A 15,486-nucleotide genomic window follows, 5' to 3' on the forward strand; every position below is an offset into this window, starting at 1 on the left:
GATCGATCACCCGGGCCTCACGACCGCACTGGGGTCAGGCCTGTGCGGTCAGCCGCTGCCCGGCCGGCACGGTCGGCGCCATCAGCGTCAGGATGCGCTGCAGGTCGTCGCCGGTGGCGAACTCGACGACGATGCGGCCCTTGGACCGGCCCATCTCCACTTTGACCCGGGTGTCGAACGCGTCGGACAGATCGGTGGCCAGGTCGGCCAGGCCGGGTACGGTGCGCTTGGCCGGGCTGGTCCGGCGTCGCACGGCACTCCGCCCGTTCAGCAGCGTCACCGCCTCCTCCGTGGCTCGGACGGACAGACCCTCGGCGACGATGCGGGCGGCCAGCTCCTCCTGCTCGTCCGGATCGCTCAGCCCGAGCAGCGCCCGGGCGTGCCCGGCGCTCAGCACGCCGGCGGCCACCCGGCGCTGCACGGCCACCGGCAGGTTCAGCAGGCGGATCGTGTTGCTGATCACGGGCCGTGACCGACCCAGCCGTTGGGCCAGCTCCTCTTGGGTGACGTCGAACTCCTCCAGCAACTGCTGGTAGGCGGCCGCCTCCTCCAACGGGTTCAGGTTCGCCCGATGGATGTTTTCCAGCAGGGCGTCGCGCAGCAGATCGGCGTCCTGGGTCTCCCGCACGATGGCCGGGATGGTCTCGAGCTGCGCACGTTGCGCGGCCCGCCACCGGCGCTCCCCCATCACCAGCTCGTACCGGCCACCGGCGACCGGCCGCACCACCACCGGCTGCAGCAGGCCGAAGGTCCGGATCGAGTGCGCCAGTTCAGCCAGGGCGTCCTCGTCGAACACGGTGCGCGGGTTGCGCGGATTCGGGTCGATCGAGTCGAGCGGGATCTCGCTGAACCGTGGCCCGTCCGTTCCGTCCGGTTCGACGATCGCAGCCTCCGGCTCGGCGACCACCGTCTCCGGCGTGACGGCGGGCACGTCGGCACGGGACGGCTTCGTCGACGTCCGCACGGTCGTCCGGGACGCCGCCTTGGGCCTGCTGGGCCGGCTGGTGGCGCTGCCGCTGCCGGGCGTGCCGGTACGGGCGGTCCCGGACTTCGCCGGTGCCGCGGTCGACGATGCGGTCGACGATGCGCTGGACCGCTTGCGCCGCGCCGGCTGCTCCGGCGCCGATGGCTTCGGGTGTGTCGGGCCGTTCATGAAGACGTCCGTGACCGTCGTGGTGCTCGGTCCGGTCGGGATGAGGGCGGCCAGGCCGCGACCCAGACCACCCCGCGGCTTGCTCATACGATCTCCCTCGTTCCTCGTTCGGCGATCTCCTTCGCCGCATCCAGATAGCTCATCGCGCCCCGTGAGCCGGGGTCGTAGGTCAAGACCGACTGGCCGAACCCGGGTGCCTCGGAGACCTTGACCGACCGCGGGATCGTCGCGCGCAGCACCTTGTCGCCGAAGTGGCTGCGGACCTCGTGCGCGACCTGGTCGGCCAGCTTGGTCCGGGCGTCGTACATGGTGAGCAGGATGGTGCTGACGTTCAGCGTGGGATTGAGGTGCTGCTGGACCAGACCGATGTTGGTGAGCAGCTGGCCCAGGCCCTCCAGGGCGTAGTACTCGCACTGGATCGGGATGAGCACCTCGTCCGTGGCCGTCATCGCGTTCACCGTCAGCAGCCCGAGGGACGGCGGGCAGTCGATGAGGACGTAGTCGTACTCGGCTGGGATGGCGTCGATGGCCTGCCGGAGCCGCGTCTCGCGCTCCTCCATGCCGACCAGCTCGATCTCCGCGCCCGCCAGGTCGATGGTGGCCGGGATGCAGCCCAGGCGCGGTGCATCGGGGCACGTCTGGATGGCCTCGGCCGCCGACAGCTCGCCGATCAGGACGTCGTAGCTGGACGGCGTGCCGGACGTCCGGTCGATGCCGAGCGCCGTGCTGGCGTTGCCCTGCGGGTCCAGATCGATGACCAGGACGTTCAGACCGGACAGTGCCAGGGCGACGCCGATGTTCACCGTCGTGGTCGTCTTGCCGACGCCACCCTTCTGGTTCGCCACGGCGAACACCCGCCGCTGGCGCGGTCGCGGCAGCTCCACCTGTCCGCTGCGCATCTGGACCGCGCGCTGGGCTGCTGCGGCCAGCGGACTCTCGTCGTCGTCCAGCGATGTTCCACGTGGAACGTCGAGCTCGGTGCTCACCGGCTGCTCACCTCTGCCTTCCTGACGCCGACCACCGGGCCTCGGCTGATCGACATGAGAAATCTACGGTGACGGTGCGCTCGGATCGGTTCGACACGCACGACGCTTCCCGGGCAATGTGGTGATCACCAGGGCGTTCCACGTGAAACGTGGACCGGAGCGGCCTGGGCCATTGTTGAGGCTCCGTCACCGTGACGCATCGCCGGCAGGTGCCTCGGAAGGACTCGCGTGGGCGCTCGGAGCCTTCGGCTGACCTGGGATCCACTCGCCGATGCGCTCAGAGGTGCTGACGCGTCATTCCTGGACGGGCGAACCAGCGGAGCTTTCGCCCCGATCGACTGACACCTGGTCGCACGACTGTCGACACGCCGCAGGATCCGACGGCCACGCACGGCGAACCCATGACACCGGTGCTCCGCCGTCGTCGATGGTGCAGGCGCGAGAGCCACGACGGGCGCGAGCGACTGGGCGCCGAAGAACTGCACACCGACCCGATGAGCTGATCCGCACGCGCGCGTTCCACGTGGAACCAGGCCGCGGGGCCGGTCACCCGACCGTGCTGCCGATGATGTCGGAACCGAGGCCGCATCAGCTGGACGGCCGGCCCGTCGTTCCCACTTCCCACACACTGTCACCGTGACGGAACTGGCGAGGCCCTCCCGGGCTTGGTTCCCGGGCGGAACTGCCGGCGAGACACCGCTCATGGTTCACGGACAGGCGGTACGAGCGCGCAGTGACAGCCCGATCGGCGCTCGGCCCCGGCACACCGCAGGCCGAGTCGCAGCTGTCGTCACCGGCCGTGCCCGCTTGGAGACGCGGAATCCATCCGCATCACGGCACAACGAGAGTCCTGGTCGGTCCTCTCCAAGGGGCGGACGGCCCAGACGCGGATGTTCCACGTGGAACGCACTGTCGACAGTCGGTCCACGTTCCACGTGGAACATCGATCGGATCGAGGCATGGCCGAGACACTCATTCGGTCCGAATCCGATCGATCCGCTGAACGAGTCGGCCGCCGAGTTGTCGCCGCCGGCCAGACGTGATCGCCGGGCCTGGTGGAACCACCGATGTTTCGCACCGCTCGCTGCGTGCGGACCGAACCGCGACGACACCGCCCGGAGCGTTCCACCGACTCCGAACGCGCGGCGGAAGTGCATCCACGAACGGATGCGTCGACGCCGTTCGCGTTCCTCGCGGCCTCACTGTCGGCCCGGATCACGGGGGACCCAGCCCGCGGGGCCACGAGCCTGCCCGCGACGAGGTCATCGACCACGTCGATCGGTGGCGCGGTCGTCCAAGTGGAGCGTGCGCCGGGGGAGCGGTCACCTGCTCCGCGGCCCGGCGTGGTGACCATGACGCCCGGGAGTGGCGGCAGGAGTCTTCGCTCCGGGAACTCGGCCGTCCTTCCACACCGGTCCCGATCGACCTTGACGGCATGAACACCAACCGGCGCTCCCGTGGACACCATCGACCGCCGCGGTGACGGCGCCAACGACCGCGCGAGTGCCACCGGCGTCTCCCGGCCGTGACCCGAGCGGCCCATCGGCATCGGGGACAGCTGGACGACGATCGCGATCCAGCCGGGCCGGCTCGGGCCGTCGCGAAACCGCTCCGCCTCTCACTGCGGCCGATCGAGGCCGACTCGGTGGACATCGCAGCCAGGGGTCCCGACAGGGCCGAGCAGTCGACAGAACCCCGACCGGGCCCGCTGTGGGTCAGTCGGTCTCAGCCCGTACTCGATTCGACGCCCACCTGGTGTCCGGCCTTCCGCCGAACCAGGACGAGATCGCCCGCAAGCACGGTGATCCCGCTGCCCACTCGTCGTGGTGCGGTCTGGCCCGCCCGTCGGCTGTCAGTCCCGTGCACGCCGCCACCACCTGTCCGACTGCTGATCTCGTCCGGTCGACATCATCACTCCGCCGGACGGCACCCCACGGACCGAACGCACCGACCTGACAATCGGTCTCGGCGTCACACCCCGCACCACATCGTCACCGTGACGAATCGACGTCGGGATCGCGGAGACTCCTCCCAGAGCCGATCCGCCCCTGATGGTCTCGGCGATGCCGGGACGAGTTCTGGTTGGTACCCGGCGGTGTCCCGGCGCGCCACCGCCACCCGGGCGGGGCGCGCGACGCTCAGCGACGTCGGGGCGTCCGTCGGACCGACCGGCGACCGGCGGGGGACCGGCGCGGACCGGCAGGCCGGGCTGGGCCGGCGCGCCGGACGGCCCGGACCACCACCGTCGGATCGGTGACCAGGTCGACACCGACCGTCTCCACCCGGACGTCGCCCAGGCCGACGGCAGCCAGCGCATCCGCGTGCTCGATGATCTCCCGCTCGGCACTCGAGCCCTTCAGCGCGATCATCTCGCCACCCACCCGCACCAGCGGCGCGCACCACAACGCCAACCGCCCGAGCGGCGCGACTGCCCGCGAGGTCACCACGTCGGCATCGCCGGCCTGGTCCACCACCTCGTCGGCCCGGCCTCGGACGACCCGGCAGTTGTCCAGACCCAGCTCGGCGACCACTTCGCGCAGGAAGTCGACCCGACGGATCAGCGGCTCCACCAGGACGACGGCACAGTCCGGGCGAGCGATGGCCATCGGAATCCCGGGCAGCCCGGCACCGCTGCCGACGTCGACGACTCGGCCGTCGGCCGGCAGGAGCGACGCGGGCAGCGCCGAATTGACCACGTGCCGGCTCCACAGCCGACTCCGCTCCCGGGGACCGATGAGCCCGCGGACGATGCCGTCACCGGCCAGCACCGCCACGTACCGTTCGGCCACCGGCAGGCGGTCGCCGAACACCGTGGCCGCGACCTCCGGCCGCGACTCGACGTCGGTTCCGCCGTCCACCTCGTCCGGCGCGGCTCCAGGTTCCTGCATCGGCGCGCTGTCGCCGCGACTCAGGACGCGGCCGGACTGACCACGACGCGGCGACGCGGCTCCTCGCCCTCGCTGGACGATTCGGCCCCGCTCACAGCGGCCACCGCGTCGTGCACGATCTTGCGCTCGAACGGGTTCATCGGGCTGAGCCGCACGGCCTCACCGGTCTGCACCACCTCGTTCGCGGTGCGGGTGCCCAGGTCGCCCAGCTCGGTGCGCCGCCGCGCCCGGTACCCGGCGATGTCCAGCATCAGCCGGGAGCGGTGCCCGGTCTCGGCCATCGCGGCCAGCCGGGTGAGCTCCTGCAGCGCGTCGAGGACCTCGCCGCGCTCACCGATCAGCTTGTGGATGTCGCCCTCGCCGATGATCGACACGACCGCACGCGAGCCGTCGACGTCGAGGTCGATGTCGCCGTCGTAGTCGAGGATGTCGAGCAGCCGCTCCAGGTAGTCGCCGGCCGCGTCGCCCTCGGCGACCAGCACGTCCCCGGAGTCCTCCCGGCCCGGGCGATCGGTCGACCCGCCCTCGTCGCCGCCGGTGCGCTCGGCGCCCGCGACGACGTCGGTGTCGTCCTCGGTGCCGACCAGGTCGGTCGATGCGTTCTCGCTCATCTCGTTCCTTCTCTCACGGTGACCTCCGTCGGACCGGGCAGGACGCCGGCACGGGTCGGAGGTGGGTCTGGTGCACACCGGTGGCGCGACCGCCGTCCGGCGCGACGCGCCGACGGGCGTCGGGTCGCGCGGACGCGGTCGGACGGCCTACCGGCGTCCGGACTTGCGCCGGTTGCCCGACGGCGGTCGCCCGCCGCGCCCACCGCGGGTGTTCTGCGGCCGGGCTCCGGGACGGGGCTTGGTCCGGTCGCCGACCGGGCGCTCACCGGGTGTGTCGGCGGATCCGGTGGCTCCCGCATCGGCGGCGTCGCCGGTCGGAATCGCACCGGCCGTCGGGGCGGTGTCGCGGGGACCCGCGGTGATCTCCGTCGTCGGCGTGACCGGACGCGCGGTCTTGGGCTTGGCCCCGGGCTTGGGCTTGGAGAACGCCTGCGCCGTCTTGGCCTCCTCGACCACCTGCGCCTCGGTCGCTTTGCGCTTGTCCTGGATCCGGTGCGCCACCCACAGCTGTCCGAAGGTCCACGAGTTGTTGGCCAGCCAGTAGAAGAGGATGGCCAGCGGGAAGAACGGACCCGTGGCAATGACGCCCAGCGGGAACAGGTACAGCATGACCTTGTTCATGATCGCCGCCTGCGGCTGGGCGGCGGCCTCGGGGTTGAGGAACTTCTGCCGGTTCACCGAGCGGCGGCTGGTCAGGTGGGTGGCGATGCCCGCGAGGATGGTCAGCGGGATGCCCCAGATGATGATCGCCTCGCGCAGCCCGTCCAGGAACGCCAGCTGACCGCTGGCCATGGTCATCGAGCCGACCAGCGGGGCGCCGCCGGGCAGGTGCGCCTGGGAGAACGACTCGACGTCCGAGGCGCCGAAGAAGTAGACGTTCTGCCGGAGGGTCCAGCCGCCCGAACCGTCCTCGACGGGGGCGAACATCCGCAGCACGTGGAACAGACCGATGAAGACCGGCGCCTGGATGAGGATGGGCAGACAGGAGGCCAGGGGGTTGACCCCCGCCTCCTTGTTCAGCTTCATCATCTCTTCGGTCAACCGCTGCCGGTCGTCCTTGTACTTCTCCCGGAGCTTCTTCATCTCCGGCTGGACCGCCTGCATCTTCAGCTGCGAGTCCATCTGCTTCATGAACGGCTTGAAGAGGATCGCCCGCAGGGTGAAGACCAGGAAGACGACGGACAGCACCCAGGCCAGGACGTTGCTCTCACCGAGGAACGAGCCGAAGACCTTGTGCCAGACCCACATGATCCCGGAGACCGGGTAGTAGATGTAGTCCAAGGACCAGAAGTTGAAGTTCACGCGAGGGTTCTCCCGGCATCGACGACGAGCCTGTCCGACCTGGGGCGGCCGGTCGGGGCAGGGCTGGATTCGGAGTGCTCCGGCTCGGTGTCGCCGGTGAGCCAACTCCCGTGGGGGTCAGCGGGTTCCCGGCCGGCGCGGTCGGGACGGTGGTCCCGGTCCTGCTGCTCGGCGGCACCCGGCCACACCTCGGGATCGGGACGCTGGTCCTGCGACCGGCGCCATCGGTTCTGCTCACGGCGGCTCATCCCGGCCGGGGGGACGTGGTCGACTCCGCCGGTGCTCCACGGGTTGCAGCGGCCGAGCCGTCGGGCGGTGAGCCACAGACCGCGCAGCGCACCGTGCCGGTGCAGGGCGGTGATCGCGTAGCTGCTGCAGCACGGGTAGTACCGGCAGCTCGGCGGGGTGTAGGCGGAGATGAAGCGCTGGTAGCCCCGCACCGGGAGGATGAGCAGCGCGGCCAGCGGTGAACGCGCGCGGACCGGAACGCCGACGGGGTCGGTCACTCGGTCGGCCACGCGGTCAGTCATGCGATCGTTCCCGGCATCGGTCATGACGGGACCCCGGGCGTCTCGGCCGCGGGGGCTCCGAGCCGGATCCCGGCCCGGCGGGCGGCGACCCCCACCCCGGCATCCAGGTCGGCCTCGAGCTCCGGGGAACTCGCGGTCGACGCCGGCGCCAGGGCTCGCACCACCAGGTCGGTGCCGTCCGGCAGCAACGGCAGGCGCTGCCACACCAGCGGCCGCAGCCGCCGGGTGATCCGGTGCCGGACGACCGAGTTGCCGATCTTCCCGGACACCACGAACCCGGCCCGGGGAGGCCCGAGCCGGGTCGACGGCAACAGATGGATCACCATGGTCCGCGTCCCGCCGCGGCGACCCGATCGGAACACCGCGGTGAACTCGTTCGATCGACGCAGACGGTGGACGACAGGGAGCACGGCGGACCCAGCCGGGCCGGGACGGCGACCGCGATCAGGCGGACAGCTCGGCGCGGCCCTTGCGACGCCGGGCCGCGAGGATCGCGCGCCCGGCGCGGGTCCGCATGCGGAGCCGGAAGCCGTGGGTCTTGGCCCGGCGACGGTTGTTCGGCTGGAAAGTGCGCTTGCTCACGGTGACTCCAGAGGTGTTCGTACGGTGTTCGGCTGCGGGCACTGCGGATCGGGAGCTGTTGCAGGCGGCCGCCACCGGGTCGTCCCCGCCAGCAGCCGAGCCCGATCACGGAACCCGGTCGACCGATCCCGGGCTCCCGATGCGCAGACAAGAACAGGCAGCACAACAGGGCCGACAACCAGCCGGACCGTCCAATGGTACGGACGCCGTGGAGGGTGGTCAAAACCCGGACCGGGGGACACCGGCTCGAGCCGGAGCGGCCCGCGCATGTCCCCGGTGATGGCGCCGTGGACGGCCGCGGCTGGCGAGGCCGCCTCGCGCCCGCGATACCGTTGTCACCAGCACATTTCCGACGTGTGACAGCTTCGGTCCGAGTCGTGACGAAACGGTCTTCTCGGACACTCACCTTGTGGATCGGGCCCCGCTGTTGTTAGCGTCCCGGCTCGCACGGCATGGAAGTCACGCCGCGGTGTCCATCACCCGCAGGGCTCCCGCTCCCGTTCGCGGACCGTCGCCGTTGAGTTGTGCACCCGTGTGGACAACTCTGTGGACAGTTCGACGGGTCTGCACATCGTGTGAGGGGGGGTCAGCAGCGCCGATGGATCACGCCGGGGCAGCCAACGACTCCGCCGCGTCGCTGGCCCCGGTCTGGCGGGCCGTGGTCACGGAACTGGCTCCTGAACTCAGCTCGCAGCAGCGCGCCTGGCTCTCGCTGACCCAGCCGATCGGACTTCTTGGCACGACCGCCCTGCTCGCGGCGCCGTCGGACTTCGCCAAGGAAGTCATCGAACGCAAGCTGAGCAAGCCGATCACTGCGGCGCTGTCCACGCACCTGCAGGCCGAGATCAACCTGGCCGTCACCGTCGCCGCCGCACCGACCGCGGCCGCCGACGATCCACTGGACGGCGACGACCCGGACGCACCCGGCGACCAGCCGTTCGCCGACCCCGACCTCCACGCCCGCCTGGCCGAACCGTCAGGCGGCGGACCCGACGCGGCCGGCCACGGTCGCGGCCCCGGAGTGCCCCCGGCCGGGCAGCTGCTCGACGGTGACGACGATGACGTCGACGAGGAAGCCGACGCGTTGGCCACCGTCACCGAGATCTGGCCGACCTATGCCGGCCGCCGTGGTGAGGCGCCCCGGCACCCGTCGCTGACCAAGCTCAACGGCAAGTACACCTTCGACACGTTCGTCATCGGTGCGTCCAACCGCTTCGCCCACGCCGCCGCCGTCGCGGTGTCCGAGGCGCCGGCGGTGGCGTACAACCCGCTGTTCATCTGGGGTGACTCGGGGCTGGGCAAGACCCACCTGCTCCACGGCATCGGCCACTACGCCCAGCGGCTGTTCCCGGGGATGAAGGTGCGGTACGTCTCCAGCGAGGAGTTCACCAACGACTTCATCAACTCGCTGCGCGACGACCGCAAGGTGGCGTTCCAACGCCGGTACCGCGACGTCGACGTGCTGCTGGTGGACGACATCCAGTTCCTGGAGGGCAAGGAAGGCACCCAGGAGGAGTTCTTCCACACCTTCAACACGCTCTACAACGCCAACAAGCAGATCGTGATCTCGTCGGACCGTCCGCCGAAGCGGCTGGAGACCCTCGAGGACCGGATGCGCACCCGGTTCGAGTGGGGCCTGACCACCGACATCCAGCCGCCCGAACTGGAGACGCGGATCGCGATCCTGCGCAAGAAGGCCGCCCTGGACCGGATGGCCGCGCCCGACGACGTGCTGGAGTTCATCGCCAGCCGGATCGAGCGCAACATCCGTGAACTGGAGGGCGCGCTCATCCGGGTCACCGCGTTCGCCTCGTTGAACAAGCAGCCGGTCGACCTGTCGCTGGCCCAGATCGTGCTCCGCGACCTGCTCCGCGACCCGGTGTCCAACGACATCGACGCCGCCACGATCATGGCCGTCACCGCCGAGTACTTCGGCGTCACGCTCGACGAGTTGTGCGGGCCACAGAAGACCAAGGCCATCGCCGGCTCCCGGCAGATCGCCATGTACCTGTGCCGCGAGCTCACCGACCTGACCCTGCCCAAGATCGGGCAGACCTTCGGCGGCCGCGACCACACCACCGTCATGCACGCGGCGAAGAAGATCCGGGCCGAGATGGCCGAACGCCGGCAGACCTACGACCACGTCCAGGAGCTCACCGCCCGCGTGCGCGAGCGGTCCCGCCACTGATCCGGCCCTGCGTGGGGGCTGAACCCGCGCTGGACTCGCTGATTCCCCGCTGAAGCGGCCCGAGCGGCCGGGCCGACGCACGTCGGCGACCTGTCGCACCCGCATCCGGATCCGCACCACTCCCCGCGCGGCCACCGACCCGCGGCGCGGATCCCACAACCCGGCGCGTCCGCGGCGTACCTGCCGGACTCGGCGAACGCACCAGACCGTCCGATCCGTCCGGTTCCTGGAGACGCCGGGGCGGATGCCGCGCGGATCACACCCATCCCGGCACCACACCGGTGTGATTCGACCCCGGTGGGCGAGGACGCGGCCCGCCGGAGCCCGATGACCTGCGGCAAGTCCGTCGAATGGCCGCGTGATGGTCACGCTGCGTTCAGGTTCGACGGCGGATTGCCTGCGCTGCGTGTCCGACCGGCCGAGTTCTGCACACTGTGTGGACAACCCTGTGGAGAACCGCGGGGTACGACGGGGACAACTGGGGACACTCGCGAGTCACCCACATCGGGCCGGTCGGGCCGCCCTGCCGTCCCCGAGCTGTCCACGTCGGCGACACGCGACCGGGCCTGCACGGATCCCGCTCGTTCCACACCGTCCACACTGCTTACTGCTGCTACTGATCTCTCCTTGAGAGGGAGAACTACAAGCGCAGCCTGTGGGGACAACCGTCGGGCAGCAGCGGCGGACCGGCTCGCGCCCCGACTGGCACGGCCTGCCACGAAGCGCCGGGAACCCCCGCGCGGGTGGACCCCGATGCTGCGCACCCCCGTCCGGGGCCGTACCGTTGACGGCCCCGGACCCGACGCGTGGGGCTGGTCGGCCGCCGTGCCAGGAGATCCGGACGAGTCCCGGCGTCCTCCGGGTCCCCGGTGGCCCACCGCGCCGTCGCGATCCTGGTCGTTCCGTTCGCAGAAGCAGTTCCTTGAGGTGCTGGAGGCCGGCTCATGAAGTTCCGCGTCGCCCGTGACGATCTGGCCGACGCCGTCGCGTGGGTGGCCAAGTCGCTGCCCAGCCGGCCGCCGGTGCCCGTCCTGGGCGGGATCCTGCTCGAGGTGCAGGACTCGACCCTGACCGTCTCCGGGTTCGACTACGAGGTCTCCACCCGGGCCGAGGTCGCCGTCGACAGCACCAGCGACGCCGACCACGACCGCGTGCTGGTCTCGGGTCGCCTGCTGGCCGAGATCACCCGGGCCCTCCCGGCCAAGCCGGTCGACTTCTCGGTGGACGGCCCCAAGGTCACCATCGTCGGCGGGTCGGCCCGGTTCACCCTGCCGACCATGCCGGTCGAGGACTACCCGCCGCTGCCGGCATTGCCCGAGGTGGCCGGCACCGTCGACGCCGGTGCCTTCGCCGAGGCCGTGGTCCAGACCGCGGTCGCCTCCGGACGCGACGACACCCTGCCGATGCTCACCGGCATCCGGGTCGAGCTCGAGGGCGACACGCTCACCCTGGCCGCGACCGACCGGTTCCGGCTCGCCGTCCGGGAGCTGGCCTGGACCCCGGAGCGGCCGGACCTGTCGACGTCGGTACTGATCCCGGCCCGGACGCTGGCCGACGCGGCCAAGACCATCGCGGCGGGCTCCGGCAGCAGCACCGTGACGGTCTCGCTCGGTGACGGCCTGCTCGGCCTGCAGGCCGGGTCGCGGCGCACCACCGTCCGATTGCTCGACGTCGAGTTCGTCAAGTTCCGGTCGCTGCTGCCGTCCGAACACAGCACCACGGTCGACCTCGAGGTCGGTGAGCTGACCAACTCGATCAAGCGCGTCGCCCTGGTCACCGATCGCGGCCACCACCTGCGGATGCACGTCACCGACGGCATGCTGACGCTGACCGCGGGGGGTGACGACGAGGGTCGCGCCGAGGAGTCGCTCCCGGTGACCGCGGACGGCGCCGAGCTGCTCATCGCGTTCAACCCGACCTACCTGCTCGACGGCCTCGGGGTGATGCGGTCGCGGTCGGTGCGGTTGGCGTTCACCACGGCGTCCCGTCCGGCGCTGGTGTTGCCGCTGGCTGAGCCGTCCGGCGGGCCGGAGGCCGGTTCGTCGGATTCGTCGGGTCCGGCGGACGAGGCACCGGCCGAGCTCGCCGATGGGTACCAGTACCTGGTGATGCCTGCTCGACTGCCGGGGTGACCCCCGACGCTGGCCGACTGGGCGTCACTGATATCTACTGTCCGTAGTCTCCGAGGGTGGGCGGCGACTGAGGTGGTCGCCGTTCGCGATCGGAGTCCAGGACACGGGTCGACCGCAGTCGGCCCGCAGCGTGTGTCACCAGTCAATTCCGGCACTGCGGTCGACGGATCGGTGCGGGCCACCGACTCGCGGACCGTCCCAGCAGAAGGGCACGCCATGCAGATCGGACTCATCGGCCTGGGCAAGATGGGCGGCAACATGGCCGAGCGGCTGCGCCGCGACGGTCACCAGGTCGTCGGCTTCGACCGCAGTCCCAGCGCTCCGCGGGACGTCGACTCGCTCCAGGGCCTGGTCGCCGCGCTGCAGGCGCCGCGTGTGGTCTGGGTGATGGTGCCGTCCGGCGAGCCCACCCGGGCCACGATCGCCGACCTCGGGGACGTGCTCGAGCCCGGCGACGTGATCATCGACGGCGGCAACTCCCGGTACACCGACGACCAGGCGCACGCCGCCGCCCTGATCGAGAAGGGCGTGAAGTTCCTCGACTGCGGTGTCTCCGGCGGCGTGTGGGGCCTGACCGAGGGCTACGCGCTCATGGTGGGCGGCGACGCCGAGACGGTCGCGCTGGCCCAACCGATCTTCGACTCGCTGAAGCCGACCGAAGGCGGGTTCGTGCACGCCGGGGCGGTGGGCGCCGGCCACTTCACCAAGATGGTCCACAACGGCATCGAGTACGGGATCATGCAGGCCTACGGCGAGGGCTACGAGCTGCTCAAGGCCGTCGACCTGGTGGAGCGTCCGGACGAGGTCATGGCCTCATGGCAGCAGGGCACGGTCATCCGGTCCTGGCTGCTGGACCTGCTGGTTCGCGCCCTGGACAGCGATCCGGGCCTGGCCAAGATCCGCGCCTACGCGCAGGACTCCGGCGAGGGCCGGTGGACCATCGAGGCCGCCATCCAGAACGCCGTCCCGCTGCCGGTGATCACCGCGGCGCTGTTCGCCCGGTTCGCCTCTCGTCAGGACGAGTCGGTGGCCATGAAGGTGGTCGCCGCGCTGCGCAACCAGTTCGGCGGGCACGCCGTCGGCCACGAGGGCAGCACCGCACCGGTCCCGGTCAGCTGACGTCTCCGGTCCGGTGGTCGCGGGCCGCCGGACCGGACGTGACCCGGCCACCTCGGGGTCGGGTGGTCGGCCGGGACTGTCCGGGGCAGAGCTGTCCGGGGCTGCGGGCAGAATCACCCCGCGTGTGGATCCGTCACCTCTCGCTGACCGACTTCCGGTCCTGGCCGGCGGCCGACCTGCCGCTCACCCCGGGGGTGACCGTCCTGGTCGGACGCAACGGCGCCGGTAAGACGAACCTGGTCGAGGCGGCCGGCTACCTGGCCACCCTGTCCTCGCACCGGGTCGCCGGGGACGCGGCGCTCATCGCTCGCGGCGCCACCACCGCGGTGGTGCGGGCCGCGGTCGTGTCCCAGGGCCGCGAGTTGCTGCTGGAGACCGAGCTCACCACCGGCCGACCGAACAAGGCGCGGATCAACCGCTCACCGCTGCGCCGACCGCGGGAACTGCTTGGCGTGCTCCGCACCGTCCTGTTCGCCCCCGAGGACCTGGCCCTGGTGCGCGGTGATCCGTCGGAGCGCCGCCGCTTCCTGGACGACCTGCTGGTGCAGCGCACCCCCCGGCTGGCCGGCGTTCGCGCCGACTACGACCGGGTGCTCAAACAGCGCAACGCCCTGCTCAAGAGCGCCGGCGGGCGGTTGCGCCGGCAGTTCGGCGGTCGGTCCGCATCCCCCGCCGACCCCGACGGCAGCACTGCTCCCGGTGAGCCCAGCACCCTCGACGTCTGGGATCAGCACCTGGCCGAGACCGGTGTCGCGCTCGTCACCGCCCGTGAGGAACTGGTCGAGCAGCTGCGGCCGCTGGTGCGGGACGCCTACCGGGAGGTCGCCGGCCCGGACGCGGTCGTCGACGTGCGCTACCGGTCGACCGTCCCCGCCGCGCTCGCGGACGCCGCACCGCCGACCCTCCCCGATGGCACCGTGGACGACCGGACGGACGACCGGGCCGACGACCGGGACCTGACCGGACGCGGCCCGCGGGTGGTGGCGATGCTGGAGGCGCTGACCCGGCGGCGGGCCGACGAACTCGACCGTGGCATCAGCCTGGTCGGCCCGCACCGGGACGAGCTGGAACTGATGCTGGCCGACGGCCCGGCCAAGGGCTTCGCCTCGCACGGCGAGTCGTGGTCCTACGCGCTGGCCCTGCGGATCGCCTCGTTCCGGCTGCTCCGCGCGGACGGCGTGGATCCGGTGCTCATCCTGGACGACGTCTTCGCCGAGCTGGACAGTCGCCGCCGCGACCGGTTGGCCGACCTGGTCGCCGACGCCGACCAGGTGCTGGTCACTGCGGCCGTCGCCGGCGACGTGCCCGCCGGCCTGCGCGGCCGGCAGATCCAGGTGCAGGACGGGACCATCACCGTGCCCGAGCAGCCCGAGCAGCCCGAGCAGCCCTGGCCGGTCGACGGGGACGAGGGAGGACGATGACCGGCATGGAACCGGACGACCCGACCCCGGCCGACACGCCCGGGAACGACACGCCGGTACGCGGGTCCGACCTGGCCCGGCAGGCGCTGGAACAGGCCCGCGAGCGGAACGCCGCCCGGCGTCGCGAGGCCGGCCGGACCCCGTTGGTGCGCCGCGGTGGCGGCCCGGCCGCACGCCGTCGCCGCCGCTGGTCCGGGCCCGGCCCGGACAGCCGGGACCCGCAACCGCTGGGCGCGACCCTGCGCACGTGGGTGGACCGGGCTGGAGTGGGGGCGGACCTGACCCGGGCGCAGATCTTCGGCCGGTGGCCGCAGCTGGTCGGGCCGGAGGTGGCCGACCACTGCGCCCCGGTCTCGCTCACCGACGGAGAACTGTTGGTGCAGGCCGAGTCCACCGCGTGGGCGACCCAGATCCGGATGCTGGCCCCGCAGCTGCTCGTCCGGATCAACGGCGAGCTCGGGGCCAACTCGGTGCGCCGGATCCGGGCCCGCGGGCCCGCCGCGCCCAGCTGGCGGTTCGGCACCCGGCACGTGCCGGGACGCGGCCCCCGGGACACCTACGGCTGACCGGTCCG

At 71.6% G+C, this 15,486-nt stretch carries 12 protein-coding genes and 1 pseudogene; 5 read left to right on the top strand and 8 right to left on the bottom strand.

All coding sequences use genetic code 11. The features are described from left to right. Nucleotides 1-34: 34 nt before the first annotated feature. The 8 genes and pseudogenes from JL106_RS16880 to rpmH all read right to left on the bottom strand — a co-directional run bounded on the left by JL106_RS16880 (nt 35) and on the right by rpmH (nt 8,052). Nucleotides 35-1,240, bottom strand: a complete 1,206-nt coding sequence (locus JL106_RS16880) for a ParB/RepB/Spo0J family partition protein (RefSeq protein WP_205261913.1) — start codon at nt 1,238-1,240, stop codon at nt 35-37. Further along, entirely contained in the window at nt 1,237-2,052 is an 816-nt protein-coding gene (locus tag JL106_RS16885; protein WP_205261949.1) for a ParA family protein, read from the bottom strand. The genes JL106_RS16880 and JL106_RS16885 overlap by 4 nt, the downstream gene beginning before the upstream one ends. 2,225 nt (nt 2,053-4,277) lie before the next feature. Continuing rightward, nucleotides 4,278-5,027: a 16S rRNA (guanine(527)-N(7))-methyltransferase RsmG gene (rsmG, locus tag JL106_RS16890; protein ID WP_205261914.1), complete on the bottom strand. Its 750-nt coding sequence runs from the start codon at nt 5,025-5,027 to the stop codon at nt 4,278-4,280. A gap of 20 nt (nt 5,028-5,047) precedes the next feature. After that, entirely contained in the window at nt 5,048-5,638 is a 591-nt protein-coding gene (locus JL106_RS16895; RefSeq protein WP_205261915.1) for a Jag family protein, read from the bottom strand. A gap of 147 nt (nt 5,639-5,785) precedes the next feature. Continuing rightward, entirely contained in the window at nt 5,786-6,940 is a 1,155-nt protein-coding gene (yidC, locus tag JL106_RS16900; protein ID WP_205261916.1) for a membrane protein insertase YidC, read from the bottom strand. A gap of 173 nt (nt 6,941-7,113) precedes the next feature. Continuing rightward, nucleotides 7,114-7,470 (bottom strand): annotated as a pseudogene (gene yidD, locus JL106_RS16905) (membrane protein insertion efficiency factor YidD); the annotation flags it as partial. A gap of 20 nt (nt 7,471-7,490) precedes the next feature. Next, nucleotides 7,491-7,880, bottom strand: a complete 390-nt coding sequence (gene rnpA / locus JL106_RS16910) for a ribonuclease P protein component (protein WP_205261918.1) — start codon at nt 7,878-7,880, stop codon at nt 7,491-7,493. Nucleotides 7,881-7,914: 34 nt separating this feature from the next. Then, nucleotides 7,915-8,052 (bottom strand): 50S ribosomal protein L34, encoded by a 138-nt coding sequence (rpmH, locus tag JL106_RS16915; RefSeq protein WP_010849920.1) that lies wholly within the window; start codon nt 8,050-8,052, stop codon nt 7,915-7,917. A gap of 598 nt (nt 8,053-8,650) precedes the next feature. Between rpmH and dnaA the strand changes: the two genes are divergently transcribed. The 5 genes from dnaA to JL106_RS16940 all read left to right on the top strand — a co-directional run bounded on the left by dnaA (nt 8,651) and on the right by JL106_RS16940 (nt 15,478). Next, the gene (gene dnaA / locus JL106_RS16920; protein WP_205261919.1) at nt 8,651-10,240 is read left to right on the top strand and encodes a chromosomal replication initiator protein DnaA; all 1,590 of its coding nucleotides are present in this window, start codon (nt 8,651-8,653) and stop codon (nt 10,238-10,240) included. Nucleotides 10,241-11,184: 944 nt separating this feature from the next. After that, the gene (gene dnaN, locus JL106_RS16925; protein WP_205261920.1) at nt 11,185-12,372 is read left to right on the top strand and encodes a DNA polymerase III subunit beta; all 1,188 of its coding nucleotides are present in this window, start codon (nt 11,185-11,187) and stop codon (nt 12,370-12,372) included. Nucleotides 12,373-12,543: 171 nt separating this feature from the next. Next, nucleotides 12,544-13,491, top strand: a complete 948-nt coding sequence (gene gnd, locus JL106_RS16930) for a phosphogluconate dehydrogenase (NAD(+)-dependent, decarboxylating) (RefSeq protein ID WP_328842556.1) — start codon at nt 12,544-12,546, stop codon at nt 13,489-13,491. Nucleotides 13,492-13,613: 122 nt separating this feature from the next. Next, nucleotides 13,614-14,912, top strand: a complete 1,299-nt coding sequence (recF, locus tag JL106_RS16935; RefSeq protein WP_205261922.1) for a DNA replication/repair protein RecF — start codon at nt 13,614-13,616, stop codon at nt 14,910-14,912. After that, nucleotides 14,909-15,478, top strand: coding sequence for a DUF721 domain-containing protein (locus tag JL106_RS16940; protein ID WP_236007818.1), 570 nt, complete (start codon nt 14,909-14,911; stop codon nt 15,476-15,478). Before recF ends, JL106_RS16940 begins: the two co-directional genes overlap by 4 nt. Nucleotides 15,479-15,486 lie beyond the last annotated feature (8 nt).

Origin of the sequence: Nakamurella leprariae, assembly GCF_016918035.1 — a bacterium.
Taxonomy (GTDB): Bacteria; Actinomycetota; Actinomycetes; order Mycobacteriales; family Nakamurellaceae; genus Nakamurella; species Nakamurella leprariae.

Excerpts from the sequence above, each read along its gene's own strand:
- JL106_RS16880 (WP_205261913.1), bottom strand. The coding sequence starts at position 1,240 with ATGAGCAAGCCGCGGGGTGGTCTGGGTCGCGGCCTGGCCGCCCTCATC.
- JL106_RS16895 (WP_205261915.1), bottom strand. The coding sequence starts at position 5,638 with ATGAGCGAGAACGCATCGACCGACCTGGTCGGCACCGAGGACGACACC.
- dnaA (WP_205261919.1), top strand. The coding sequence starts at position 8,651 with ATGGATCACGCCGGGGCAGCCAACGACTCCGCCGCGTCGCTGGCCCCG.
- rsmG (WP_205261914.1), bottom strand. The coding sequence starts at position 5,027 with ATGCAGGAACCTGGAGCCGCGCCGGACGAGGTGGACGGCGGAACCGAC.
- dnaN (WP_205261920.1), top strand. The coding sequence starts at position 11,185 with ATGAAGTTCCGCGTCGCCCGTGACGATCTGGCCGACGCCGTCGCGTGG.
- JL106_RS16885 (WP_205261949.1), bottom strand. The coding sequence starts at position 2,052 with ATGCGCAGCGGACAGGTGGAGCTGCCGCGACCGCGCCAGCGGCGGGTG.
- JL106_RS16940 (WP_236007818.1), top strand. The coding sequence starts at position 14,909 with ATGACCGGCATGGAACCGGACGACCCGACCCCGGCCGACACGCCCGGG.